The sequence below is a fragment of the Natronorubrum halobium genome (assembly GCF_051351675.1).
Taxonomy (GTDB): domain Archaea; phylum Halobacteriota; class Halobacteria; order Halobacteriales; family Natrialbaceae; genus Natronorubrum.
This window is the reverse complement of record NZ_CP195595.1, coordinates 3,751,609-3,773,630: the sequence shown is the minus strand read 5'-3', so window position 1 is coordinate 3,773,630 and position 22,022 is coordinate 3,751,609. Positions and strand designations below refer to the sequence as shown.

24 protein-coding genes and 1 pseudogene are annotated in these 22,022 nt (G+C 63.1%); 13 read left to right on the top strand and 12 right to left on the bottom strand.

What is annotated here, in order from left to right; all coding sequences use genetic code 11:
• Positions 1-63 precede the first annotated feature (63 nt).
• Entirely contained in the window at positions 64-702 is a 639-nt protein-coding gene (locus ACSFC7_RS18745; protein ID WP_436344335.1) for a TetR/AcrR family transcriptional regulator, read from the bottom strand.
• A gap of 97 nt (positions 703-799) precedes the next feature.
• Between ACSFC7_RS18745 and ACSFC7_RS18740 the strand changes: the two genes are divergently transcribed.
• From ACSFC7_RS18740 to ACSFC7_RS18725, 4 genes are all read left to right on the top strand, one after another.
• Positions 800-1,717, top strand: coding sequence for an ATP-binding cassette domain-containing protein (locus tag ACSFC7_RS18740; protein WP_436344334.1), 918 nt, complete (start codon positions 800-802; stop codon positions 1,715-1,717).
• Positions 1,710-2,495: an ABC transporter permease subunit gene (locus tag ACSFC7_RS18735; protein WP_436344333.1), complete on the top strand. Its 786-nt coding sequence runs from the start codon at positions 1,710-1,712 to the stop codon at positions 2,493-2,495. Before ACSFC7_RS18740 ends, ACSFC7_RS18735 begins: the two co-directional genes overlap by 8 nt.
• 108 nt (positions 2,496-2,603) lie before the next feature.
• Positions 2,604-3,083, top strand: coding sequence for a thioredoxin-dependent thiol peroxidase (gene bcp / locus ACSFC7_RS18730; RefSeq protein WP_436344332.1), 480 nt, complete (start codon positions 2,604-2,606; stop codon positions 3,081-3,083).
• Positions 3,084-3,209: 126 nt separating this feature from the next.
• Positions 3,210-4,493: an MFS transporter gene (locus ACSFC7_RS18725; RefSeq protein WP_436344331.1), complete on the top strand. Its 1,284-nt coding sequence runs from the start codon at positions 3,210-3,212 to the stop codon at positions 4,491-4,493.
• A gap of 204 nt (positions 4,494-4,697) precedes the next feature.
• Here the strand turns inward: ACSFC7_RS18725 and ACSFC7_RS18720 are convergent, their stop codons facing one another.
• The gene (locus tag ACSFC7_RS18720; protein ID WP_436344330.1) at positions 4,698-6,965 is read right to left on the bottom strand and encodes a CDC48 family AAA ATPase; all 2,268 of its coding nucleotides are present in this window, start codon (positions 6,963-6,965) and stop codon (positions 4,698-4,700) included.
• Complete coding sequence (locus ACSFC7_RS18715; RefSeq protein WP_436344329.1) at positions 6,962-7,210, bottom strand: DUF7127 family protein; 249 nt, start codon at positions 7,208-7,210, stop codon at positions 6,962-6,964. The genes ACSFC7_RS18720 and ACSFC7_RS18715 overlap by 4 nt, the downstream gene beginning before the upstream one ends.
• A gap of 290 nt (positions 7,211-7,500) precedes the next feature.
• On the opposite strand from ACSFC7_RS18715, the gene ACSFC7_RS18710 reads away from it, so the two are divergent.
• Entirely contained in the window at positions 7,501-8,301 is an 801-nt protein-coding gene (locus tag ACSFC7_RS18710; protein ID WP_436344328.1) for an alpha/beta fold hydrolase, read from the top strand.
• Positions 8,302-8,436: 135 nt separating this feature from the next.
• Here ACSFC7_RS18710 and panB read toward each other — a convergent pair whose 3' ends face one another.
• Complete coding sequence (gene panB / locus ACSFC7_RS18705; RefSeq protein WP_436344327.1) at positions 8,437-9,249, bottom strand: 3-methyl-2-oxobutanoate hydroxymethyltransferase; 813 nt, start codon at positions 9,247-9,249, stop codon at positions 8,437-8,439.
• A gap of 190 nt (positions 9,250-9,439) precedes the next feature.
• Between panB and ACSFC7_RS18700 the strand changes: the two genes are divergently transcribed.
• Positions 9,440-9,682, top strand: a complete 243-nt coding sequence (locus ACSFC7_RS18700; protein WP_436344326.1) for a DUF5822 domain-containing protein — start codon at positions 9,440-9,442, stop codon at positions 9,680-9,682.
• Positions 9,683-9,695: 13 nt separating this feature from the next.
• Here the strand turns inward: ACSFC7_RS18700 and ACSFC7_RS18695 are convergent, their stop codons facing one another.
• The 3 genes and pseudogenes from ACSFC7_RS18695 to ACSFC7_RS18685 all read right to left on the bottom strand — a co-directional run.
• Positions 9,696-10,235: an HAD family hydrolase gene (locus ACSFC7_RS18695; RefSeq protein WP_436344325.1), complete on the bottom strand. Its 540-nt coding sequence runs from the start codon at positions 10,233-10,235 to the stop codon at positions 9,696-9,698.
• 65 nt (positions 10,236-10,300) lie between these two features.
• On the bottom strand, positions 10,301-10,861 hold the full coding sequence (locus ACSFC7_RS18690; RefSeq protein ID WP_436344324.1) for a hypothetical protein: 561 nt from the start codon (positions 10,859-10,861) through the stop codon (positions 10,301-10,303).
• Between the two features lie 164 nt (positions 10,862-11,025).
• Positions 11,026-11,210: pseudogene (locus ACSFC7_RS18685) on the bottom strand (acyl-CoA dehydrogenase family protein); the annotation flags it as partial.
• A 315-nt stretch (positions 11,211-11,525) separates the two neighbouring features.
• On the opposite strand from ACSFC7_RS18685, the gene ACSFC7_RS18680 reads away from it, so the two are divergent.
• Positions 11,526-12,620 carry a hypothetical protein gene (locus tag ACSFC7_RS18680; protein WP_436347988.1) on the top strand — a complete coding sequence of 365 codons (1,095 nt, stop codon included), beginning with the start codon at positions 11,526-11,528 and terminating at the stop codon, positions 12,618-12,620.
• 136 nt (positions 12,621-12,756) lie between these two features.
• Here ACSFC7_RS18680 and ACSFC7_RS18675 read toward each other — a convergent pair whose 3' ends face one another.
• The 3 genes from ACSFC7_RS18675 to ACSFC7_RS18665 form a co-directional block, all read right to left on the bottom strand.
• A complete protein-coding gene (locus tag ACSFC7_RS18675) occupies positions 12,757-13,668 on the bottom strand; it encodes a dihydrodipicolinate synthase family protein (RefSeq protein ID WP_436344323.1) in 912 nt (303 codons plus the stop codon).
• Positions 13,669-13,747: 79 nt separating this feature from the next.
• Positions 13,748-14,425 (bottom strand): helix-turn-helix domain-containing protein, encoded by a 678-nt coding sequence (locus ACSFC7_RS18670; protein ID WP_436344322.1) that lies wholly within the window; start codon positions 14,423-14,425, stop codon positions 13,748-13,750.
• A gap of 354 nt (positions 14,426-14,779) precedes the next feature.
• Entirely contained in the window at positions 14,780-16,054 is a 1,275-nt protein-coding gene (locus ACSFC7_RS18665; protein ID WP_436344321.1) for an HAD family hydrolase, read from the bottom strand.
• 165 nt (positions 16,055-16,219) lie between these two features.
• On the opposite strand from ACSFC7_RS18665, the gene gfcR reads away from it, so the two are divergent.
• Together gfcR and ACSFC7_RS18655 are read left to right on the top strand one after the other, a co-directional pair.
• Positions 16,220-16,873, top strand: a complete 654-nt coding sequence (gene gfcR / locus ACSFC7_RS18660) for a transcriptional regulator GfcR (protein ID WP_436344320.1) — start codon at positions 16,220-16,222, stop codon at positions 16,871-16,873.
• A 432-nt stretch (positions 16,874-17,305) separates the two neighbouring features.
• On the top strand, positions 17,306-17,926 hold the full coding sequence (locus ACSFC7_RS18655; protein ID WP_436344319.1) for a DUF4399 domain-containing protein: 621 nt from the start codon (positions 17,306-17,308) through the stop codon (positions 17,924-17,926).
• Between the two features lie 80 nt (positions 17,927-18,006).
• Here ACSFC7_RS18655 and ACSFC7_RS18650 read toward each other — a convergent pair whose 3' ends face one another.
• The gene (locus ACSFC7_RS18650; RefSeq protein WP_006108914.1) at positions 18,007-18,969 is read right to left on the bottom strand and encodes a transcription initiation factor IIB; all 963 of its coding nucleotides are present in this window, start codon (positions 18,967-18,969) and stop codon (positions 18,007-18,009) included.
• Positions 18,970-19,131: 162 nt separating this feature from the next.
• On the opposite strand from ACSFC7_RS18650, the gene rnhA reads away from it, so the two are divergent.
• Together rnhA and ACSFC7_RS18640 are read left to right on the top strand one after the other, a co-directional pair.
• Entirely contained in the window at positions 19,132-19,725 is a 594-nt protein-coding gene (rnhA, locus tag ACSFC7_RS18645) for a ribonuclease HI (protein ID WP_436344318.1), read from the top strand.
• 61 nt (positions 19,726-19,786) lie between these two features.
• A complete protein-coding gene (locus ACSFC7_RS18640) occupies positions 19,787-20,434 on the top strand; it encodes a DUF7108 family protein (protein ID WP_436344317.1) in 648 nt (215 codons plus the stop codon).
• Positions 20,435-20,466: 32 nt separating this feature from the next.
• Here the strand turns inward: ACSFC7_RS18640 and ACSFC7_RS18635 are convergent, their stop codons facing one another.
• Entirely contained in the window at positions 20,467-20,826 is a 360-nt protein-coding gene (locus ACSFC7_RS18635; protein WP_436344316.1) for a PadR family transcriptional regulator, read from the bottom strand.
• A 204-nt stretch (positions 20,827-21,030) separates the two neighbouring features.
• Here ACSFC7_RS18635 and ACSFC7_RS18630 point away from each other — a divergent pair, with 204 nt between their 5' ends.
• A complete protein-coding gene (locus ACSFC7_RS18630; RefSeq protein WP_436344315.1) occupies positions 21,031-21,561 on the top strand; it encodes an inorganic diphosphatase in 531 nt (176 codons plus the stop codon).
• 299 nt (positions 21,562-21,860) lie between these two features.
• The gene (locus ACSFC7_RS18625; RefSeq protein ID WP_436344314.1) at positions 21,861-21,995 is read left to right on the top strand and encodes a hypothetical protein; all 135 of its coding nucleotides are present in this window, start codon (positions 21,861-21,863) and stop codon (positions 21,993-21,995) included.
• Positions 21,996-22,022: the final 27 nt, after the last annotated feature.

The following is a 22,022-nucleotide window of genomic DNA, read 5'->3' as shown; positions in this document are numbered from 1 at the left end:
AACTGCCCGCGCAAAATTCGCACGGCAGCGAGACTCTTCACCACGACGTCCACTCTCGATCCGTTAGTCTGCGACTGTGAGACCTCTCGCAAGCGTTGCTATCAGCGCCTCCTGAACGTGATCGTAGACCCCGCCGTCGATCTCGTCGAAAACATTCTCGTATTCATCGTAGTCGTCCTTATGAAGCACTAACAGACCGAGCGACGAACCCATAATCCCCAACACAGTTACCGGATCCATCTCCGCTATTGGGCCCTCGCTCTGCGCCTGAACGTCTTCGATGGGGGGGATCAACGCTTCCATCTCTTTCCGTTCCATCTCCGCGATCTGTTCGGACGACAAGTTCCCGATGACGTCTCGATAGTCGCCTCTGAGGAATACTTGCTGGATAAATTCGTTCTCTTCGCCAAATTCGGCGTAGCACCGGAAGAACCGCTCGAGTCGTTCTCGCGGATCTTCGACCCCCTCCAGTTCCGACTGCATGGTCTCGACGTACTCGTCGAACTCCCGTTCGAAAATCTCGATATAGAGGTCGGATTTCGCGTCGAAAAATTGGTAGAACGTGGGTTTAGCAATTCCCACCGGTTCAGTGATGTCTTTCACGGTCGTTTTCGCCGGTCCGTACGTCAGCAACAGCTCACGCCCGGTCTGGATCAGTTGCTCTCGTATCCGGTCTCGTTCTTCCTCGCTGAATTTACGCATGAATGCCAGTTAGTTCTCGAAAACCTATAACCAAACCGGTTCTCGGTTATTACTCTATAACCAAAATAGATATCTGGTCATAGAACCTATCGATAGTATGGCTACGATCGAAGTGAAAGACCTGACGAAAGACTACGGGAGCGTTCTCGGCGCAGACGCTCTCTCGTTCACCGTGGAAACGGGTGAGATATTCGGTTTTCTCGGCCCGAACGGGGCCGGAAAGACGACCACGATTCGAACGCTTCTCGGATTGCTCGAACCGACGTCCGGAACGGCGACAGTACTCGGCGCGGACGTCCGTGACGAGGATGCACTCATCGACGCGAAGCAACGAATCGGATACTTACCGGCTCATCTCGGATTCGACGAGGAGGTAACCGGTCAGCAGGTGCTCGACTACCACGCGTCGATCAAAGGTGGCCAACGGCAGGACGAACTCCTCGACGTGTTCACGCCCCCTGTCGAACGGCCGATCCGTGAGTATTCGACCGGAAACAAGCGTATGCTCGGGATCGTCCAGGCGTTCATGCACGATCCCGAACTCGTGATCATGGACGAACCGACCGCCGGGCTCGATCCGCTCAAACAGGAGGAGTTCAACGAGTTCGTCAGGGGTGAGCGTGAGCGAGGGAAGACGATTTTCTTCTCTTCGCACGTGCTGAGTGAGGTCCGTCGTGTCTGTGACCGAGTCGGGATTCTCCGCGAGGGGACGCTCGTCGGGCTAGAGGATGTCGAAACGTTGCTAGATCGAGGTGGCAAGCGAGTCCGAATCCAGACGACCGAAGAGGCCGGTTCGAAGCTAGCGGCTCTCGACGGCGTTATCGACGTGACCGCGTTCGCCGAAGGGATCCAGTTCATCTACACCGGCGAGTACAACACACTGCTTCGCGAGCTCGCGACCCACGACGTCCGTGAGATAGAGATCAGCGAACCCCCGCTCGAAGACGTCTTCATGCACTACTACGGGGCAAATGGGGAATCGGAATCCGGTCAGGAGGTGGTGCCCGATGCTTGAAACTACCCGGTACGAGACGAGCCAGCGCGTTCGAGGAACGGCGGTACTCACTGCCGGTGTCAGTCTCTACGCCGCCTTTATCGTCTGGTATTTCACCGTCTTGGAGGGGACTGATTTCGAGACGATAGCCCAGGATATGCCGCCCGCGATGATCGAAGCGTTCGGAATCGAGGCGTTAGGTTCGATCGAGGGCTTCCTCGGCGGCCAGATCTTTAATTTCGTCTGGTTGCTCGGATTGGGGCTGTACTTCGCGTACGTGGCTGGGGGACTCATTGCGAGTGACATTGAGGACGAACGGATGGATTTACTGCTCTCGTTCCCGGTTTCCCGGTCGCGACTGCTCGCCGAGAAGTTCGCTTCGTTGCTGTTCCCCATCGTCACACTCAACGTCGTCGTCGGCGGCGTGATCTACGTTCTCGTGTTGGCTATCGGCGAGACGATCGATCCGGTGCATCTCGCGTTGGCTCACCTACTGTCGATCCCGTACCTGCTCGTCTGTGCGGCGATCGGTGTCGTTCTCTCGGTCCTCGTCGATCGGGCCGCTGTCGCGGAGCGAGCGGCCGTCGGAGTCGTATTCGCTCTCTTCCTCGTAGAGTCGGTGGTCGGTGCCGGAACCGACTTCGAGTGGATCCAATACGTCAGCCCGACGCATTACTACGACCCGACTCGGGTTCTCATCGATGGATCGTTCGAGTCGATCCACGTCGGAGTTCTGCTCGCGGCGTTCCTCGCGCTACTGATTATCAGCCAGGGACTGTTTCAGCGACGGGACATCTGATACTCATTTGAGCACGGTTCCGGTCCCTGTACTGAGCGCGAAATTCGATCCGAAATCGAGCCGTCCCCAAACCACAACGCATACATCGACCGTCGCTAACAGACGGCCATGCTCGACGTCGGCGACGAAGCACCCGAGTTCGAACTGCCCAACCAGCACGGCGAGACCGTCCGGCGCTCCGACTTCGAGGGCGAATGGCTCGTCGTCTACTTCTATCCGCGGGCGAACACCGACGGCTGCACCACCGAGGCCCGTGCGTTCAACGACGCGAAACCCGACTTCGACGACCGCGACGTCACCATCGTCGGCATCAGCGACGATCCGGTCGACGACATCGCATCCTTCGCCGAGGAGTACGACCTCGAGTTCGACCTCCTCTCGGACGAACTCGGCGAGGTCGCGACGTTGTACGACTCCTACGGCGAGAAGCAGATGTTCGGCAACACCTTCGACGGCGTCTTCCGCAACACGTACGTCGTCGGCCCGGACGGCCACGTCGAGGCGGTCTACGAGGGCGTCTCGCCGGAGGGCCACGCCGAAGCGGTTCTCGAGGACCTCGAAGACTCGTCGGCCGAAGTCTCGCCGTAGACAACCAGCGCGCGTTCCCGCCGGTCCGACCGTGTTTCTATCGACGATCGCTCCGTGAGAGCCGGCCGTTTCCGCGTCCCTAAATAGCTCGCCGGGAATCACCCAGTATCGGCGGACTGAATCGATATGGAACTCACCGATAACGATCGATCGATCGCGACGTTCACGATGCTCGCACACGCGGTCGTCCACTGGTTCGAACTGGCGATTCCGATCTTTCTCGTCGTCTGGCTCGACGCGTTCGAGGTGAGCGTCGCGGTCGTCGGCGTCGTCGTCGCGCTCGGCTACGTGCCGTTCGGCCTCGGTGCGTTGCCCGCCGGCTTGCTGGCCGATCGATACGGCCCGAAGCGGCTCGTGGTGCTCTGTCTCGCGGGCACGAGCGTGTCGTTCGTCACGCTCGCGGTCGCGACGTCGATCTACGCCGTCGCGGCCAGCCTGCTGTGCTGGGGGATACTCGCCAGCATCTACCATCCCGCGGGGCTCGCGCTCATCAGCACCGGCGTCGAGGATCGAGGGACGGTTTTCGCCTGGCACGGCATCGCCGGCAACGTCGGCATCGCGCTGGGGCCGTTCGCGACCGCGACCCTGTTGCTCGTCCTGGAGTGGCGACTCGTCGCCGTCGCGCTCGCCGTTCCCGGACTCCTCGCGACGCTCTACGGGCTTCGACTGCAGTTCGATCCGACCGCGGGGCTCGAGGGCGACAGCGAGAGCGATACGAACGCCGACGGGGACACGGGCTCGCGTGCCGGCTCCGCGTTCGTCTCGAACTCGCGGACGCTGTTCGCCAGTTCGTTCCTGCTGGTCTTCGCGGTCGTCACGTTCGTCGGGCTCTACTACCGCGGCGTCTTGACCTACCTGCCGGAACTCCTGGGCGGTCTGCCGGCGATGGAGGGAATCGAACCGCCGGCCGGTCTCGAGGAACTCTCGCTCGGCGATTACGTCTACGTCGGACTGCTCGTCGCCGGGATGGCAGGACAGTACGCCGCCGGGAAACTGACCAGTCGCGTGGCCGTCGCGAGAGGGTTGGTCGCGGTCTTCGTCGGCCTCGCGATACTCGCCGTCGCGTTCGTCCCGGTGTCTGCGATGGGGCTCGCAGCGATCGTCCTCTACTGCGTCGTGCTCGGCTTCTCGCTGTTCGCGATCGAACCGTTCTATCAGGAGGCCGTCGCGGTCTACACCCCGCCGGAGAGCCGCGGGCTCTCCTACGGCTACACCTACCTCGGGATGTTCGGACTCGGCTCGCTCAGTATCGCTTTCGGCGGCGTCCTGCTGGATCGCGCTACGGTGGGCGTGTTCTTCGGGACGCTCTCGATACTCGCGTTGATCGGTGCCGGACTCTCGGTTCGACTACTGACTGGCCCGTCGCCGACCGACACCGAGGTACCGGAGCCGACGGCCGCTGACGACTGAACGGACGCGGAGGAAGACGAACACGTCGGGCACGTAGAACGGCCTGAGACACGTAGAACGCCCTCGGACACGTAGAACGCGGAGGCCGTCTCGAGTCGATGGAGACGGAGCAGTCGCTCCGCAGTCGACTCGAGAGACGTCCAAAAAAACCGCACGCGGTGACCGAGCGCGCTTCAGTGCGCTCTCGATCGCTCAGGGCCGCCCTTACTGAAAGGTGCGGCCGAGCTGATCCTGTTCCTGGGCCGGTTCGGCCTGCTGGAACTGCTCTTCGATCTCCTCGTACTGCTCGCGCGTCTCGGGGGTCACGCTCGGGTTGACCTCCTCGAGTGCGTGTTCGAAGTGTTCCGTGTTGATACGGACGTTTCCGACGGAGTCGGCCATATCCTCGGGATCGACGGTGTTGATGAACTCGCGGCTGGCGTCCATCGAGGCCTCGCGGCAGACCGCTTCGATGTCGGCACCGACGTAGCCCTCCGTCTCGCTGGCGAGCCACTCGAGGTCGACCGCGTCGGCCAGCGGCTTGTTGCGGGTGTGGACCTCGAAGATCTTCCTGCGAGCCTCCTCGTCGGGGACGGGCACGTGGACGTGACGATCCAGGCGACCCGGACGGAGCAGGGCCTTGTCGATCAGGTCGGGACGGTTGGTCGTCGCGATGACGACGACGTCCTCGAGCTCCTCGAGCCCGTCGAGCTCCGTCAGGAGCTGGCTGACGACCCGTTCGCCGACGCCGGAGTCGCTCTGGTTCGTCCCGCGTTCGGTGGCGATCGAGTCGATCTCGTCGAAGAAGATCACGGTCGGTGCGTTCGACCGCGCCTTCTCGAAGATCTCGCGGACGCCCTTCTCGCTCTCCCCGACGTACTTGTTCAGCAGTTCGGGGCCCTTGATCGAGATGAAGTTCGACTCCGCCTCGTTGGCGACGGCCTTGGCGAGCAGCGTCTTCCCGGTCCCCGGCGGACCGAACATCATGACGCCCTTGGCGGCCTCCATGTCCATGGCCTCGAAGACCTCCGGGTAGTCGAGCGGCCACTGGATCGTCTCGCGGAGCCGTTCCTTGGTGTCGCCGAGTCCGCCGACGTCGTTCCAGGTGACGTCGGGGACTTCGACGAAGACCTCGCGCATCGCGGAGGGCTGGATGCCCTTGAGCGCCTCCTTGAAGTCGCCTCGAGTGACCTGCAGCGACTCGAGCACCTCGGCGTCGATCTCGTCCTCCTCTAGGTCGAGGTCGGGACGGATGCGACGCAGCGCGTTCATCGCGCTCTCGCGGGCGAGGCTCTCGAGGTCGGCGCCGACGAAGCCGTGCGTGTTGGACGCGTAGTGGTCCAGGTCGACCGAGTCCACGAGCGGCATCCCGCGGGTGTGAACCTGCAGGATCTCCTTGCGGCCGTCCTTGTCCGGGACGCCGATCTCGATCTCGCGGTCGAACCGACCGCCGCGACGGAGCGCGGGGTCGATGTCGTCGACGCGGTTCGTCGCGGCGATGACCGTGACGCGACCCCGTTCCTCGAGGCCGTCCATCAGCGAGAGGAGCTGGGCGACGACGCGCCGTTCGACGTCGCCGCCGGCGTCTTCACGCTTTGCGGCGATCGAGTCGAGTTCGTCGATGAAGACGATCGCGGGGGCGTTCTCCTCGGCCTCTTCGAAGACCTCGCGGAGCTTCTCCTCGCTCTCGCCGTAGTACTTCGACATGATCTCCGGGCCGGAGATCGTCTCGAAGTGGGCGTCGATCTCGTTGGCGACGGCCTTGGCCATCAGGGTCTTCCCGGTGCCCGGCGGGCCGTGCAGCAGGACGCCCTTCGGCGGCTCGATCCCTAACTGCTGGAACAGTTCGGGATGTCGCATCGGCAGTTCGATCATCTCGCGGACCTGGTCGAGTTCGTCGTCCAGGCCGCCGATGTCCTCGTAGGTGACGTTCGGAACGCCCTCAGCGGACGCGCCGGGACCGCCGGAGCTGACCTGTTCGGCCGGCGTCTCGGAGATCTCGATGCTCGTCGAGTCCGTGATGACGACGGTTCCCGAGGGAGACGTGCTCGCGATCTTCAGCGGCACCGACTGGCCGGAGCTGGCCATCGGGCCGAACGAAAGCGAGAACGGTACCGTCTGCCCTTCGGTGACGGCCTGGCCGCTCAGCTTGTCGCGCACGAGCGGGCCGATATCCCCGCGAATACGGAGATTCTGGGGAAGTGCGACCGTGACCGATTTGGCCGGGTTGACGTCCGCGGGTTCGATCTCGACGCGGTCGTCGATGCCGACGTCGGCCTCCTGGCGCAGGCGGCCGTCGATTCGGACGATCCCGCGACCCTCGTCTTCGGGATAGCCGGGCCAGACTCGCGCGACGGCCTGGCTGTCGCCCTTGCCGTCGATGACGATGTAATCGCCGTTCTCGAGATCGAGTTCGCGCATCGAGACGCGGTCGATCGCGGCCAGTCCACGTCCTGCGTCCTTCTGTTTCAGTGGTTTAACGGTGAGTTTCATAGGTCGCCCTCCATCTCGACAGTGAGGACGCCGTTTTTCATAAACGTGTGCGCGTCGTCTGCACCGTCGGGAAGATCGAATTCGTACTGCTCGTCGCCGACGACGACGATAACCGTGTCGTCGACGAGGTCAACGGAGGCCTCGGTTTCGCGGGCCCCGAAGTCGACGGCCACCACCGCACTGTCGTCGTACTGGTACCGGCGTGCTACCTGTCCCTCGTTCCGGGTAAATTGTTCGAGTGTCATGCTTCAACTAACCCAAGGTAAGCTTTCAGAGTATATAAATCTTTCGCCAGCGAAGGCGGAGACGGCACCGTTTTCGAAGAAAGATCGTTGTTCGTAGTTCACACCAGATTTGGGACCGAATCGGCGACAGTTATCCTCGAGGCGAGGGGGTTCGAGTCGGCCGGATCACGGGCCCGCGGCGTCGACGGTTTTCCCGGTAACGATTCGAACAGGGGGCGGGCTGACTGCCGGTCGCTATCGGTGTCCAGTCTTCTCGAGAATTTAAGCCCACGCCCGTCGTTCGAACACGTATGGAGACGGTAACACACCACGGCCGGGAGACGGCCTACGATGTCGCTGATCGCGGCGGGGGCGGCCCGCCGATCTGCTTCGTCCACGGAAGCGGCGGGTCGCGCGACGTCTGGTCCGCTCAGCACCGCCTCGCCGATCGAAACCGCGTCGTCACGCTCGATCTGAGCGGCCACGGCGACTCCGACGATATCGACGCCCGCCCCGGCTATTCGACGCTCTCCGCGTACGCCGACGACGTGTTGGCCGTCGTCGACGCCACCGACAGTCGGGTGCTGGTAGGGAACTCGCTCGGTGGGGCCGTCGTCATGCAGCTCCTGGTCGAACGCGAACTCGATCTCGACGCGGCCGTGCTGGTGGGCACTGGCGCGCGGCTCGGCGTCCTCGAGGACCTCCTCGACTGGCTCGCGAACGACTTCGAGCGCGCTATCGAATTCCTTCACGAGCCGGATCGCCTCTTTCACGACCCCGAATCGGACCTCCGCGAGGAGTCGATAGCACAACTCCGCGAGACCGGACGGGCCGTCACCCGCAGGGACTTTCTGACGTGTCACGAGTTCGATATCCGCGGCGAGCTTTCGGCGATCGACTGCCCCGTACTCGCGGCCTACGGCGAGTACGACAGGTTGACGCCACCGAGGTACCACGAGTATCTCGCCGAAGAGATCGACGACGCCTGGATCGCGGGCCTCGAGGACGCCGCACACCTGGCGATGGTGGAACAGCCCGAGGCGTTCAACGCGGCGATCGACGAGTTTCTGGATATCGTGTACGAGTACGAGACCGACACCACCGAGGAGTGACGCCAGCGGAACGAGACGGGGTTGGGGAACGCGTGGAGCGATCGCTGATACTGGCTGCGTCTCGAACTCGCGGACGAACGAGGCGAGTGCGTCGAGATCGAAGCCGAACTGGTGACATCGGCTCCCCGGCGAGACTCAGTAGATGTCCTCGAGGTCGGTCTCCTCGTGGCTGTGCTCGTCTGCGGGGAACTCGCCGGACTCGACCGCCGAGACGTAGTCGTCGACGGCCGACTCCATCTCCGCGCGGACGTTCCCGAACTGCTCGGAGAACGAAGGCGTCCACTCGCTGATGCCGACGGCGTCGTCGAAGACGAGCACCTGGCCGTCGCAGTCCGGTCCCGCACCGATACCGATCGTGGGAATGTCCAGTGCGTCGGTGATCTCGGCCGCCAGATTCGCCGGCACGTGCTCGAGCACCAGCGAGAACGCACCCGCCTCCTCGTGTTCGATCGCGAGGTCGAGCATCCGTTGGGCGGCCGCCTGATCGGTCCCCTGGCGGGGGTAGCCGCCGTACTGGTTGACGTGCTGGGGCGTGAGTCCGAGATGAGCCATCACCGGGATGCCCAACTGGACCATCTTTTCGGTGAGATCGACGGTGTGGGGTCCGCTCTCGAGTTTGACGGCCTGTGCGCCCTCCTCCTTGAGCATCCGTCCGGCGTTTTCGAGGCTGTCCTTCTCGTCGACGCCGAAGGAGAGGAACGGCATGTCGGCCACGACCAGCGCGTCTTCCGTCGCGCGTGAGACCGCGCCGACGTGGTGGGCGATCCCGTCGACGGAGACGGGGACCGTCGTCTCGTGGCCGAGCACCACGTTGCCGACGCTGTCGCCGACGAGGATGACGTCGACGCCGGCGTCGTCGACGATTCCGGCCGTCGGCGCGTCGTAGGCCGTCAGCATCGTGATCGGTTCGTCGCCTGCCTTCTCTCTGACATCCCGCACGGTAGCCATACCCACAGGTTCGTCGCCGACGATTAAACGCCACCGTTCTTCGTCGGCGCTCACGTGAGGCGATCCGAGGCCGTCACGAAACCAGCGTTCGTGCGACCGAACGTGTCGCTACGTCTCCGGCGTTCGTGCGGTCGGACGCCGTAGCGTCGAACACGGAGAAATTAAGAGGGCTGGGTCGACACTGTCGGTCGTGCCAGAACCCGTCGAAACGACCACACCCGAGGGCGTCGACTACGGGTGGGTGATGCAGGTCACGTTCGTCGTCACGATCCTCGTCGGTGCACCGATCGTCGCCTTGCTCTCGGTGAACGCCGACCTGCCGAGCTGGGGCGCTCGAGCCGAGTTCGCGATTCGCGTCGGGGCCCCGATCTGGTTTCTGACGGCCGTCGCCGTCTTCGCGTACGCGAAACGCAAGCAGAACCAGGAGACGTAGTCGGATCACCCCCTCACACGCCGGCGGGACTATCGTCGACGAACTCGAATGCGACCCCCGCTCGTTCTGCCGTCACTCGATCCCGCGCGGAGTCACCGACGAACAGCGCCGTCTCCGGCTCGGCGTCGAGCTTCCGGACGGTCTCGAGCAACGGATCCGGGTGTGGCTTTTGCGTTTCGACCGTATCCCGGCCGACGACTGCGTCGACCGCGTCGATCAGGCCGTGTGCCTCGAGTGCGATCCGACACGCCGCCTCGCAGTTGAGCGAGCAGACGCCGACGGGAACCGCCTGCTCGAGGAGTTCGTCGGCGTGCGTCAGCCGCGGTGCGGCCTCGGCACCCGTCCGCTCGTGTGCGGCGATTGCGGATTCGACGTCGTCGGCCAACCCGACGTCGTTCGCCGTTCCCAGCAGTTCCCACAGGTCCCGGCTCGGCGGCTCGACGTCCGCGCTCTCGTAAACCTCGAGGACGTCTGTAGCCACGGCGTCCCAGTCGACGTCGAGGTCGACGAGCGTTCCGTCCAGGTCGTAGACGACGGCGTCGTAATCGGTCACGGCTCACGATAGGTTCGGCAGGAGAATAGTGACTTCGGTCCGCGCCCGACGAACGGGTGCGTCGATCATCGGCGCGTCTGTCGGAGTCGACTTCGAACACTCGTCCGATCGATTTCGACGACGAACTCCGCAGATGCATCGGGGTCGGCCGTTGCTCGGACCGGCGTTGCGGTCGTTCGCATCCGTTCCCCGTCCTCGAAGGAGATAGCGACCGTGTACGCCGTTCCTCTTTCGTACGAATCCGGGTAGACGGCGCACTCTCCGGCGGGGAGTTCGTACTCGTGGCGAACGAGTCGTTCGTCACCATCGCGCTCGCAAATCTCCAGCGTGAATCGGAGCGGTTCGTCGTCGACGTTGACGATGTGCAGTTGCCGCCGGGTTCCGTCGGACCGGTTCGTGTAGAGTACGAGACCGATACTCACCGCACCGATGGCGGTGATCACGAGACCGCTTACGAGTATGCGATCGACTACGAGCTGGAAGAGCCCGATCAGGACGAGGATGGAGCCGATCAGCAGGCCCGCTTCGTGGAGTCCGTCCGGAAATCGCCAGGGCGTGTGCGACATCGTATCGGTCCGATACTCGCTGGCCGGTTTCCGGCGTGCTTCGGCGGTCTTTTCGGTCACTGTCAGTATATCCGACGATACCGTTCGAATATAAATATGTTCGCTCCGCGCGACTCGTCGGCCGCCGAGGTCGGGGTACCGGGAGATCGCCTCGTCCGAGACCAGTCCGGCTGGAACGGACAGCGGACGGAGACCCGAAGTCTCGACTGAGGTGGCCGCCGATCCTAGTCGTTCCCGAGCAGTTCCCGAGCGATTACGGTCTTCTGAATCTCGGTCCTCCCCTCGTAGATTTCCGTGATCTTGGCGTCGCGAGACAGCCGTTCGACCTCGCCTTCGGTGACGGAGCCGTACCCCCGTGGATCTGAACGGCCTCGTTCGTGACGAACATCGCTGCCTCGCTGGCGAAGTTCGACTGACAGCGACCAGTGACGATCGGATCTGGCCGTTGACGGCAACGACCGCTCTGAACCCGCGGTCCTATCGATTACACCCGCAGTGTCCTCTCGGACACCGTTCGAACTGAAACGTGCGGTCCGCTATTTTCGCGCGATAGCAGCTATTGCCTCAATAGCGGGCCGTAACGAACCGATAAATAACATGTATCTTCGTATAGTATACAAGCGAGCCGGAAATATTATCTATACGTACTGTCTCTGCAGGAGTGATGTCTGAGGAGATTTCACGACGAACGCTTCTTCGAAATGGTGGGATCGGTTTCGTGGCAATGAGCAGTGCGGGACTGGCCGGCTGTACGAGCAGTGTTCCGATCATCGGCGACGGAGACGGTGCATCCGGACCGGCAGTCGAAAACTGGCTCGCTGATCTCTCGTTCTCCGCTCTCTTCGACGAGGACGAACTATCCGACGAGTACGACGACGCTGAACTCGAGGAGTCCGATCAGACCGGGTTCGAGTTCAACACCGTCGTCCCGCAGGCGGTTTTCGACAACGAGGAAGACCTCCTTCTCTACTGGCCGCTCGAGCAGGGGTCGGGACTGCGAAGCAGGGCCGGCGTGGCCGCGACGGATATCGACTGGCAACTCACACAGCGCGTGGAGTGGGAGTACGAGTTCAGCTACACGGAAACGGCCTGGGGCGGCGAGCAGACGTACGACGAAGAACGGCAGACGTCGATCGAGATCGGCACGGTCGCCGGCGCGTTCGACCCCGCGGACGTCGAAGACAATCTCGAGGACTGGGCCGAGGATCAGGCCGTCGACGACGAGGAACTCTCCAGCGAGGGCGAGTACGAAGGGTTCGATCTGTACGAGTTCGAGACCCACGCCTTCGGAGTCAGCGAGGAGTACGTCGTCGAGGCCGCCGGCGGTCAGTACCTCGATCTGCTCGAGGCGCTCGAAGTCGCGATCGACGTCCGGACGACGTCGGTGGGTGGCTGGTCCGAGACGGACGACGGCGAAGCGCTGCTGGCGCAGTTCGACTCGGCACACCTCGCGGAAGGGGAACTCCACGAGCCCCGGTCGATCGAATCCGCAATCGAGAATCAGTACGGCGATATCGACGACATGTCGGACTGGCAACTCGAGGAGCTCGAAGAGGAGTTCGAGGACCGCCTCGACGACTGGGAACTGGAACTCGTCGGATCGGCCAGCGCGTACGAGTTCGACGGCGACACGACCGACGTACAGGAGGTCTACCTCTACGAGAGCGAGAGCGATGCGGACGCGGACGAACTCCGCGACCACGTCGAATCGAACCGCGACATCGGTGACGACTGGGCGACGATCGAGGACCTCTCGATCGACGACGAGGGACGGGCGCTCGTCCTGTCCGGACGAGTCCGAACCCGATCTCTGCTCTAACCGGCCGACTGGGCAGTCGTACCGGTCGATTCGAAGCGATTTTTCGAGACGAGATTGCGAATCGTCCCCGGTATCGTCCGTCGAGACGGCAGCGACAGCACCGATAGCACGATAGCGATTACAGTACCGACAGCAACTACAGCAACTCGAGCGTCTCGAGTTGCTCGCGCATCGTCGCCGCCGACTCGTCGTCCGCGAGTCGAAGCGGACTGCGGAGCGGGCCGACGTCGAACTCGCGCATCCGGAGGGCGGTTTTGACGCCGGACATGTACGCGCCGCCGGCTTTGAACGCGTCGCGAACGTCGAACACGCGACTCTGGAGTTCGCGGGCGCGGTCTTCGTCGCCCTCGTCGTAGGCGTCGTAACAGTCGACGACGAGTTCCGGGAAGGCGTTCGCGACGGCGCTGACGAGACCGGAACAGCCGATCTCGAGGCCCGTGAACAGCAGCGAGTCGGAGCCGGCGAGGAAGGTGAGTTCGGGATGGGCGTCGATGGCCTGTGCGAGCCACGGCACGTCCTTGCTCGAGTCCTTGACGCCGGCGACGTTCTCGATCCCCGCGAGATCGGCGAGCGTCTCGAGGGAGAGTTCGTTGCCCGTCTTGCTCGGGATGTGGTAGATGTAGACCGGGGCGGAGACGGCCTCGGCGACGCGCCGGTAGTGCGTGAGCGCGGCCTCGTGATCGAGCGGATAGTAGTAGGGCGTGACGACCACGATACCGTCGACGCCGACGGATTCGGCGTGTTCGGCGTGCGCGACGGTCTCGTAGGTGCTCGGCGCGCCGACGCCGGCGATGACCGGCACCTCGCCGCCGACTTCGTCGACGACGGCCTCGACGACGCCCGTCCGTTCCTCGCCGGTCAGCAGCGGGAACTCGCCGTTGGTCCCGAGCGGAAAGACGCCGTGGACGCCCCGGTCGACGACGAAGCGAGCGTGATCGGCCGTCCGCTCGTAGTCGACCGTCTCGTCGTCGTGAAACGCGGTGACAGTCGGCGGAACGACGCCGTGCAACGAAAGCGGATCGTCGACGCCAGGATCGTGAAACGTCATAGCCGTTCGTCCGTGACGAGCGCGTATAAAATCCAGCCGTCAGGTGCTGGGACGGCCGTTCGGAGACAGTGGCGAGTCGTCAGTCGGTCGCCAGTTCGCCCGTCGGCTCCTCCAGTTGCTCGCTCGCGAGGACGCGGTTCGCGCGACGAAGCCGCTCGGAGAGCGCCTGGTGGGAGATGTCGAGTTCGTTCGCCAGTTCCTCGAGCGAGATTTCGCGGGGAACGTCGTAGTAGCCCTGGCGGTAGGCTTCGGCGATCGCTTCCTGCTGTGGCTCGGTCAGCGCGGCCGTCGTCTCGAGGTCGTCGTCCTGCCCGGCCTCGACCATCCGGCGGACGTCGATGTGGACGCCCTGTTCTTCGATGGCGGAGACGGTCTCCGAGAGTTCCTCGCGGTGGGGAAAGAGCAGTCGGAGCGTCCACTGTCCGTCGGTGACCTGCGCGTCGAGCACGGTGCCGCCGTTGGTGTAGACCGAGTGGCAGACGGAGCTGACGTCTTCGCCGTACTGGAGTCGATAGAACCACTCCCCGTCGTCAGCCGCCTCGAGGAGACACTGGTAGTCGTCGACGGTCGGGTCCGCCTCGAGTGCCGTCTCGAGTTCCTCGGGATCGACGGCCGAGAACCAGACGAGCGGCATCGTCCGAGTCGGTCCCTCGGCGACGACGCTTTCGACTCTGATCTCCAACTCCGGCAGTCGATCGAGCGTCTTCGCGAGCGCGAACTCGTCGGTCGACAGCGTGAGCTCTGCGATCGTCGTCATCGGTCGATCACCCCGTACGGCAGGCTCGAGTCCGGTTGATGAACAGTGCGGCTATCGTGGGTGTGTCGGGACTCGAATCGTCTCATAAGTACCACGCCGATCCACTCACTGGGGTGGCGAGAGTGTCTCGACGGCTCTCACCGGTGTCAGCGGAGGTAGCTGCTCGCCCGTGACACTCCCGCTCGGATCGTGCTACTACTCGGTAGCGCGCGGATCCGATTGATGAGCAGGCCTTTGTGTTCCAGCCCTTTAAGACAGCATCTCACGGCCGATGACCGTCAACGAGGCGTCAGTGTCGAACTGCGCGCGAGACAGCTTTCGTCAGTCCGGCGGCATCGAAGCCGGAACCGCCCCTCAATCGAGGCGGGCCAGCCTGTTCAGCGCGTACACCGTGCGCAGAATATCGACGCTCTTCCCGCGGTCGAAGACGAGTTCGTCCGTCTCGAGGACGTGCTCCAGGGTATCCTGTGAGGCGTGTTCGGGAGCGGCCGCGATACCCGCGTCGTTCTCGTCGACCCACTGCATGACGCGCAGGTCGCTCTTGGAGTCGCCCATCACGAGGCCGAACGGATCGTCGACGCCCAACACGTCGAGCGCTCGCTCGACGCCGACGACCTTGTTCAGTTCGAGGCTGCCGATCTCGGCCGCGTCGGCCTCGTAGTAGGCGACGTCGATCCGCTCGAGGACGTCCGCGAGAGCGTCCGGAACGGCGTCGGCGTCGAGGTCCGGATACTCCCCTTCGCTCTCGAGGACGGCTCTGATCTCTGGATCCTGGTCGGCGTAGAACGCGCGCGTCCAGTCGACGACCGTCTCGTCGTCGAGGACGGTGGTGCCGTTGCCGTCGCCGTTTCCCTCGAGCGCCGTGCCGACGGCGTCGGCGAGCAGGTCGATCAGGTAGACCAGCGCCGTATCGATGGTATCCCGGGCCTTCGTGGAGCCGGTCTCGTAGTTGGGCTTCATCGTGACGTTGAACTCGTTGCCCTGCAGGTGACAGCCCCGCCGGAGGGCTTCGGGGGCCTCCGGGAGTACCCGCGAGCGAACGTCGTCGAAGACGTCCCGGATCTCCTCGTTCAGTTCCTCGTAGAGGAGTTGTTTCGTGTCCGCGCCGTGGCCCGGCGTGAAGACCCCCGTCCCGGCCTCGTAGACGATCGAGAGTTCGCCCGAGTGGACGATCTCGCTGCCCAGTCCCTGAATCGCGAACCCCTTGACGTTCTCCAGGGTCTGGCCCGTACAGATGACGATCGGGACCCCGGCCTCGTGAAACTCGGTCAGGACGTGGAGCGTGTCGCGAGGGATTTCGTTGTCGGTGCCGCCGGCCGAGCGCAGCGTCTCGTCGACGTCCAAGACGAGTACGTTCACCGCACGGCCGTACTTGGCGTCGAGATCGAGTGCCGTGAAGGCCTGATCGCGATTGGCCCGCGAGGCGACCTCCGCGAACGTCTCTCCGGCCGCGAAGCCGGACCGGATCTCGTCCTTGCGGTGCTCGAGCTCCTCGTTCGCGCCCTGCCAGTGCTCCAGTGCGACGCGGGAGTCGATCGCCGGAAAGACGTCGACGAACGCCTGATACTCCCGTAACGTCTCCGTATCGTAGTCGTCGTACAGCCGGTAGACGAGATCGTACCGTTCCATGCGTACAACAGACGGGAGCAGGCAGATAATCGTTTTCAGTACCGGTCGACTGTCGTCGACCGCGGACCGAGAGCTCGGGAAATCCATCGCGGGCCCGAGAGGCGGGAATCGATGCTCGATTCACGACGACACGACTATAAAAACGGCGGTCGAAATCGTAGCTATATGAAAAACGTCGACGACCTGATCGAGAGCGCGGCCGAGCTCGCGGCGCGCGGGCTTTCGAAGGGCGAGATCGCGGACGAACTGAACGTCTCCCGGGAGACGGCGAGCTGGCTCGTCGAACGCAGCGGCGCGACGACGGAGCCGACGGAGCAGTCGGCACCGGAAGCGGCCCAACCCGCTGGCGGCCCGCAGGACATTCACGTCGACTGGTCCGCGATCGGTCGGGACAGCAAACGGATGGGGGCGATCGCGGAAGCGATGGCCGACATGCTCGCCAAACACGGCGAGGACGTCGATCTGACGATCGGTATCGAGAAGGCCGGCGGCCCCATCGCGACGCTGATCGCGCGCGAACTCGAGACGGATCTGGGGACCTACACGCCCGCGAAACACCAGTGGGAGGAGGGTGACATCGACGAACTCGGCGGGACGTTCAGCCGGAACTTCGCGGGGATTCGCGACCGCGAGTGTTACATCGTCGACGACACCATCACCAGCGGGACGACGATGCGCGAGACCATCGAAGCCATCCGCGCCGAAGGCGGCGAACCGCTCGCCTGCGTCGTGCTCGCGGACAAACAGGGGCTCGAGGAGCTCGAGGGCGTCCCGGTCTACTCGCTGTTGCAGGTCATCAGCGTCGGCAAGGAAGAGTAGTCGATTCCGAGCCCACCCGCAGACGACGCCTCGGTCCCTGTCTACGTAGTTCTCGAGCGGTCGATCAAGCCGGTCTCGACGACGATGACGAAGAAAGCGAGGAAGAGTCAGTCCTCACACGAGAGCACGAGCGGTCGGTCGCGGTTCACGGAGACGGCTCGTTCTTCTCCTGCAGACGGTGCTCGAGCCGGCACCACGCGCGGCGGCCCCTAGCTCTCGTACGGCCGAATGCAGTCGTGCTACTGTCGACCATGGACGATCTCGAAGCCGTAGCGAGGGCAGGGCGTGGCCTTTTGACCGCGAGAGCGCAAGCTATCGGTAGCGATCATCCGGCTGCTACCGTTCCCGTCGAGTGGGGAGCGACCGTGGTGGCTAACGGGGGGTGATCAGTCGATTTCGAGCCGCAGCACGCGTTCGAACGACCGAGATACTATGACACGAACACCGACACGACGACGATACCTCTCTGCGGGCGTTACAGCCGGTATTGCGGCGCTCGCAGGCTGTAGCGACCTGGTGGAGGATTACGACGAGGACGAGGAGCCCGAGGAGGAAAACGGCGAGGAGGAGGCGGTCGAAGACGTCGACCACGAGAACCCGGAAGGGGAAGTCGAACTCGTTAGTCCAGACGATGGCGACGAGGTGACCTCACCCGTCGAGGTCGAGATGGAAGTCGAGGACTTCGAACTTCAAGCGGTCGATGACGACGGCGGTGACCAGGCGGACCCGCCCGACCAGGGTGTCGGACACCTGCACGTCATCGTCGATGAAGGCTGCGTCGATCCGGGACGCGTGATCCCGCAGGAAGACGGCTACCACCACCTAAGCGAGGGCGAAGAAACGGTCGAACTCGACCTCGAGCCGGGAGAGCACGAACTCTGTGCACAGACCGGTGACGACCAGCACAACGCCTACGAGATGACCGACGAGATCGCGATCGAGGTCGTCGAGGACGGCGAGAACGGAAACGAATCGGAAAACGGCGAAGACGGTGACGGTGGGGGCGAAAACGGCGATACCGGCGGAGACAACGAGACGAATACTGACGGGTAGAGACACGAACCGGCAGACGACGTTGCAGTCGCTGGATACTGAGCCGTCACGTAAAAATGAGAAACCGGTGAGCGGACGAGTTAGCCGTGAATTCCCATCGCTTCGATCTGTTCCTGATATCGGTTCCGGATGGTCACCTCGGTGACCTGGGCCACGTCGGCGACTTCGCGCTGGGTCTTCTTCTCGTTGCAGAGCAACGAGGCAGCGTAGATCGCGGCGGCGGCGTAGCCGGTCGGTGATTTACCCGAGAGCAACCCTTCCTCGGCCGTCTTCTCGATGATTTCGTTGGCCTTGGTCTGGACCTCTTCGGAGAGTTCGAGTTCGGAACAGAAGCGCGGGACGTACTTTTTCGGGTCGACGGGGCGCATCTCGAGACCGAGTTCCTGTGAGATGTACCGATACGTGCGACCGATCTCTTTCCGTTCGACGCGTGAAACTTCCGAAATTTCCTCGAGACTGCGCGGGATGCCTTCCTTCCGACAGGCGGCGTACAGTGCGGACGTCGCGACGCCTTCGATCGATCGACCGCGGATGAGGTCTTCTTTGAGCGCGCGTCGATAGATGACGGACGCGACCTCGCGAACCGAGCGCGGAACACCCAGTGCGGACGCCATTCGGTCGATCTCGCTGAGTGCGAACTGCAGGTTTCGTTCCCCGGCGTCTTTGGTTCGGATGCGTTCCTGCCACTTGCGCAGGCGGTGCATCTGACTGCGCTTTTTCGAGGAGATAGAACGGCCGTAGGCGTCTTTGTCCTTCCAGTCGATCGTCGTGGTCAGCCCCTTGTCGTGCATCGTCTGGGTCGTCGGCGCACCGACGCGGGACTTCTCCTGACGTTCCTGATGGTTGAACGCACGCCACTCAGGACCCGGATCGATCTTTTCTTCCTCCACGACGAGCCCACAATCTTCACAGATGAGCTCACCCCTGTCGGAGTCCTTTACGAGATTGTCCGATTCACACTCAGGGCACGCACGCACCCCTTCCTGATCCTCGGTCTCGTCCGTCTCACGCGTTCGCTCCCGCTGGCGGGTGGACCGTGTCATCGCACTTTTATAGTAGTATCACCATAGTATATAAATCCTCGGGAGGCGTTTTGCCTCACTCAGCCGAATGTGCCGAAATAGAGCGATACAGGGCTTCAGATTCGAGGTTTACGATTCGGAACCGGAAAGACTTTATCCGACTCTCGACGACAACAGCCACGAATGCCGGTCATCGAGTGCGACGTCGAGACGGCTCGAGAACGACTCGAGGAAGCGGGTGTGACGGTCGAATCCGGAAATACGGATCACGAGCGGTGGCGAGCGAGCCGCGGTGGCGCGACGGCGGTCGCGTACGACGACAAGGTCGTCATCCAGGGCGGGAATCCACAGGACATCGAGGCGCTCCTGCGCGAGGGTGGCGGTCGCGCACACGTCTACTTCGACGGCGCCTGTCGCGGAAACCCCGGCCCTGCAGCCACCGGCTGGGTGATCGTTAGCGGCGACGGCATCGTCGCCGAAGGCGGTGAGCGGATCGGTACCGCGACGAACAATCAGGCCGAATACGAGGCGCTGATCGCGGCCCTCGAGGCGGCCCGCGACTACGGCTACGACGAGATCCACGTGCGCGGTGACTCCGAACTGATCGTCAAGCAGGTTCGGGGCGAGTACGACACCAACAACCCCGAACTGCGCGAGAAGCGCGTGACCGTCCGCGAACTCCTTACTGCGTTCGACGAGTGGACCTTAGAGCACGTCCCCCGGGAGGTCAACGACCGCGCGGACGACCTCGCGAACGAAGCGCTGGATCAGGGCTGATCCCGGACCGACGTCACCGCGGACCAGCAAGGGAAAAACCCTCGAGCGCCTATCGGTGGCTATGTCCGATTCGAACGAACCGCCTGCCGACTCCGGCGGTGAAACCGACGGTGCCCGAACTGCGGCGGAGGAGACTGCCGGTGAGGACCTTCCTCCAGAAATCGTCGACGAGGTAGAACGGCTCACACGACTCGAGCGGACCGTCTCCGACGAGGGGGAAGCGCGGGCACACGCCGAGCGACGCGAGCAACTGCTCGACGAACACGACTTTACGTCTCGGATCCGCGACGACGACGGCGACGACGTGCTCGTACTCCACCCCGAAGAGTGGCACGACGACGAAGAGGGCGTCATCCGAACCGATCGCATCGACGACATCTCGCGGGGCGTCGAGGTTCCCCTCGAGGGGACGGCCGACCCCGACGACTGGGACGCGGTCGAAGCGCACAATCGGAACCTCGTCGAGCGCGTCAGGGAACACCACGGCGACGTCCACGGGGACAACGCCTCGCTGCTCGCCGATTTCGTCGGCAACCACTATGCGAAACGCATCGAGGACCTGACGGGCGCGGAGCTACGGGAGTTTCGGTCGGAGTACTTCGTTCGAAACGCCTGGCCGTCGGACGCGCAACGAGACGCGATCGAGGAATCGATCGCGCTCGTCTACGAGACGGCCGGGGTATCGGTCCCTGAACGGCGGGTCCGATAAGAAATTCTGGTGGAGTTGGTCGGGTCGCGCGTTCAGTAGCTGTTCTCGACGATCTCGCTGATCTCGTCCGCGCGATCGTCACCGGTGACGACCTTCGAGAGCGTCCACTGGATGCCGTCGAGGACGGCGTCGTAGCCGTCGTCGGTCAGCGAGTACTGGTTCGTTCGCTTGTCCAGTTCGCTCTTCTCGACGAGACCGAGTTCGACGAGTTCGTCGAGGTTGGGGTAGAGACGACCGTGGTTCACTTCGGTTCCGTAGTACTCCTCGAGCTCGCGTTTGATGGCCAGCCCGTACATCGGTTCTTTCGCGAGGATGACGAGGATGTTGTTCTGGAACGCGGTAAGTTCGCGTGCAATACTCTGATCGCCGGTGATTGATTGTGCCTCTGACATACCTGTGCAAATGTCATCAGACTATTTAAGACTTGTCAACCATTTCTCGGTATTCATCGATCATACCAGGGTAGATCGGGTACGACGCCGCCGAATACTGGTGGAATCGATCGAATCACGTCTTGGTGGTATCTGATGACCTTCACACGTAAGGTGACATCGATTACGAAAATACTTTTTGATCGGCCGTGAAGCCTCCGGTACATGGTTAATCTCTGGGAAGACCTCGAGACTGGACCGAATCCGCCAGAAGAGATCTATGCCGTCGTCGAGTGTCTCAAGGGCGAGCGCAACAAGTACGAGTACGACAAGGACGTTCCGGGAGTCGTCCTCGATCGCGTCCTTCACAGCAACGTCCACTATCCGAGCGACTACGGCTTCATTCCGCAGTCGTACTACGACGACGAGGACCCCTTCGACGTGCTCGTGCTCGTCGAGGACCAGACGTTCCCCGGCTGTATCATCGAAGCGCGACCCGTCGCGCTGATGAAGATGGACGACGACGGCGAGCAGGACGACAAGGTCATCGCCGTTCCGAGCGGAGATCCGCGCTACGACCACATCGACGATCTCGACGACATCCCACAGCAGCAACTCGACGAGATCGACGAGTTCTTCGCGACCTACAAGAACTTGGAGGAGGGCAAGGAGGTCGAAACGCAGGGCTGGGAGGACAAACAGGCCGCCTACGACGCGATCGAGCACGCCCAGGATCTCTACGAAGAGAACTTCTAGAAGCCGTCTGACGCCCCGTCAGACGCCGGTTTTCCGAGACGACACAGCGACCGCTCTCCCGACCTGTCGGTGTGTACTCCCGCCCACATCTCGTCGGCGTGATACGCCGTCCGCTCTATCGCTTTGCGGTACTGTTCACGTTCCGTCACTGTCCGGAACGTCCCGCAATCCGCCGTTGAGCCACCTCGTTCCGTTGTCGCAGTCGCCGCCGGATTTACGGGAGTTATATTCCCGCGTTCGACTCATGCATTATGAGTATGGGTAATTTTATCCGGGTGAGTGTCCTCTCTAGACTCGTCATGGCAGCAACTAACCCGTCCGCACGAACGTCCTCCGCGGCAGACGACGCAGCCGAATCCGGTGCCGGCATGGCACACCTGACGGTCGTCCCCACCAACTTCGAGGCGACCGATCGGGACGGACAGGACGACTGACTCGGTCGACGACGCCGAGTCGCGTTC

Bases quoted from the DNA above. Each gene is read 5' to 3' on its own strand.
- ACSFC7_RS18745 (WP_436344335.1), bottom strand. From the start codon at position 702: ATGCGTAAATTCAGCGAGGAAGAACGAGACCGGATACGAGAGCAACTG.
- ACSFC7_RS18735 (WP_436344333.1), top strand. From the start codon at position 1,710: ATGCTTGAAACTACCCGGTACGAGACGAGCCAGCGCGTTCGAGGAACG.
- ACSFC7_RS18640 (WP_436344317.1), top strand. From the start codon at position 19,787: ATGTCCGATTCGAACGAACCGCCTGCCGACTCCGGCGGTGAAACCGAC.
- panB (WP_436344327.1), bottom strand. From the start codon at position 9,249: ATGGCTACCGTGCGGGATGTCAGAGAGAAGGCAGGCGACGAACCGATC.
- ACSFC7_RS18665 (WP_436344321.1), bottom strand. From the start codon at position 16,054: ATGGAACGGTACGATCTCGTCTACCGGCTGTACGACGACTACGATACG.
- ACSFC7_RS18625 (WP_436344314.1), top strand. From the start codon at position 21,861: ATGGCAGCAACTAACCCGTCCGCACGAACGTCCTCCGCGGCAGACGAC.
- ACSFC7_RS18675 (WP_436344323.1), bottom strand. From the start codon at position 13,668: ATGACGTTTCACGATCCTGGCGTCGACGATCCGCTTTCGTTGCACGGC.
- ACSFC7_RS18680 (WP_436347988.1), top strand. From the start codon at position 11,526: ATGAGCAGTGCGGGACTGGCCGGCTGTACGAGCAGTGTTCCGATCATC.
- ACSFC7_RS18635 (WP_436344316.1), bottom strand. From the start codon at position 20,826: ATGTCAGAGGCACAATCAATCACCGGCGATCAGAGTATTGCACGCGAA.
- rnhA (WP_436344318.1), top strand. From the start codon at position 19,132: ATGCCGGTCATCGAGTGCGACGTCGAGACGGCTCGAGAACGACTCGAG.
- ACSFC7_RS18725 (WP_436344331.1), top strand. From the start codon at position 3,210: ATGGAACTCACCGATAACGATCGATCGATCGCGACGTTCACGATGCTC.
- ACSFC7_RS18740 (WP_436344334.1), top strand. From the start codon at position 800: ATGGCTACGATCGAAGTGAAAGACCTGACGAAAGACTACGGGAGCGTT.
- ACSFC7_RS18670 (WP_436344322.1), bottom strand. From the start codon at position 14,425: ATGACGACGATCGCAGAGCTCACGCTGTCGACCGACGAGTTCGCGCTC.
- ACSFC7_RS18655 (WP_436344319.1), top strand. From the start codon at position 17,306: ATGACACGAACACCGACACGACGACGATACCTCTCTGCGGGCGTTACA.
- ACSFC7_RS18630 (WP_436344315.1), top strand. From the start codon at position 21,031: ATGGTTAATCTCTGGGAAGACCTCGAGACTGGACCGAATCCGCCAGAA.
- ACSFC7_RS18650 (WP_006108914.1), bottom strand. From the start codon at position 18,969: ATGACACGGTCCACCCGCCAGCGGGAGCGAACGCGTGAGACGGACGAG.
- ACSFC7_RS18710 (WP_436344328.1), top strand. From the start codon at position 7,501: ATGGAGACGGTAACACACCACGGCCGGGAGACGGCCTACGATGTCGCT.
- bcp (WP_436344332.1), top strand. From the start codon at position 2,604: ATGCTCGACGTCGGCGACGAAGCACCCGAGTTCGAACTGCCCAACCAG.
- ACSFC7_RS18715 (WP_436344329.1), bottom strand. From the start codon at position 7,210: ATGACACTCGAACAATTTACCCGGAACGAGGGACAGGTAGCACGCCGG.
- ACSFC7_RS18720 (WP_436344330.1), bottom strand. From the start codon at position 6,965: ATGAAACTCACCGTTAAACCACTGAAACAGAAGGACGCAGGACGTGGA.
- gfcR (WP_436344320.1), top strand. From the start codon at position 16,220: ATGAAAAACGTCGACGACCTGATCGAGAGCGCGGCCGAGCTCGCGGCG.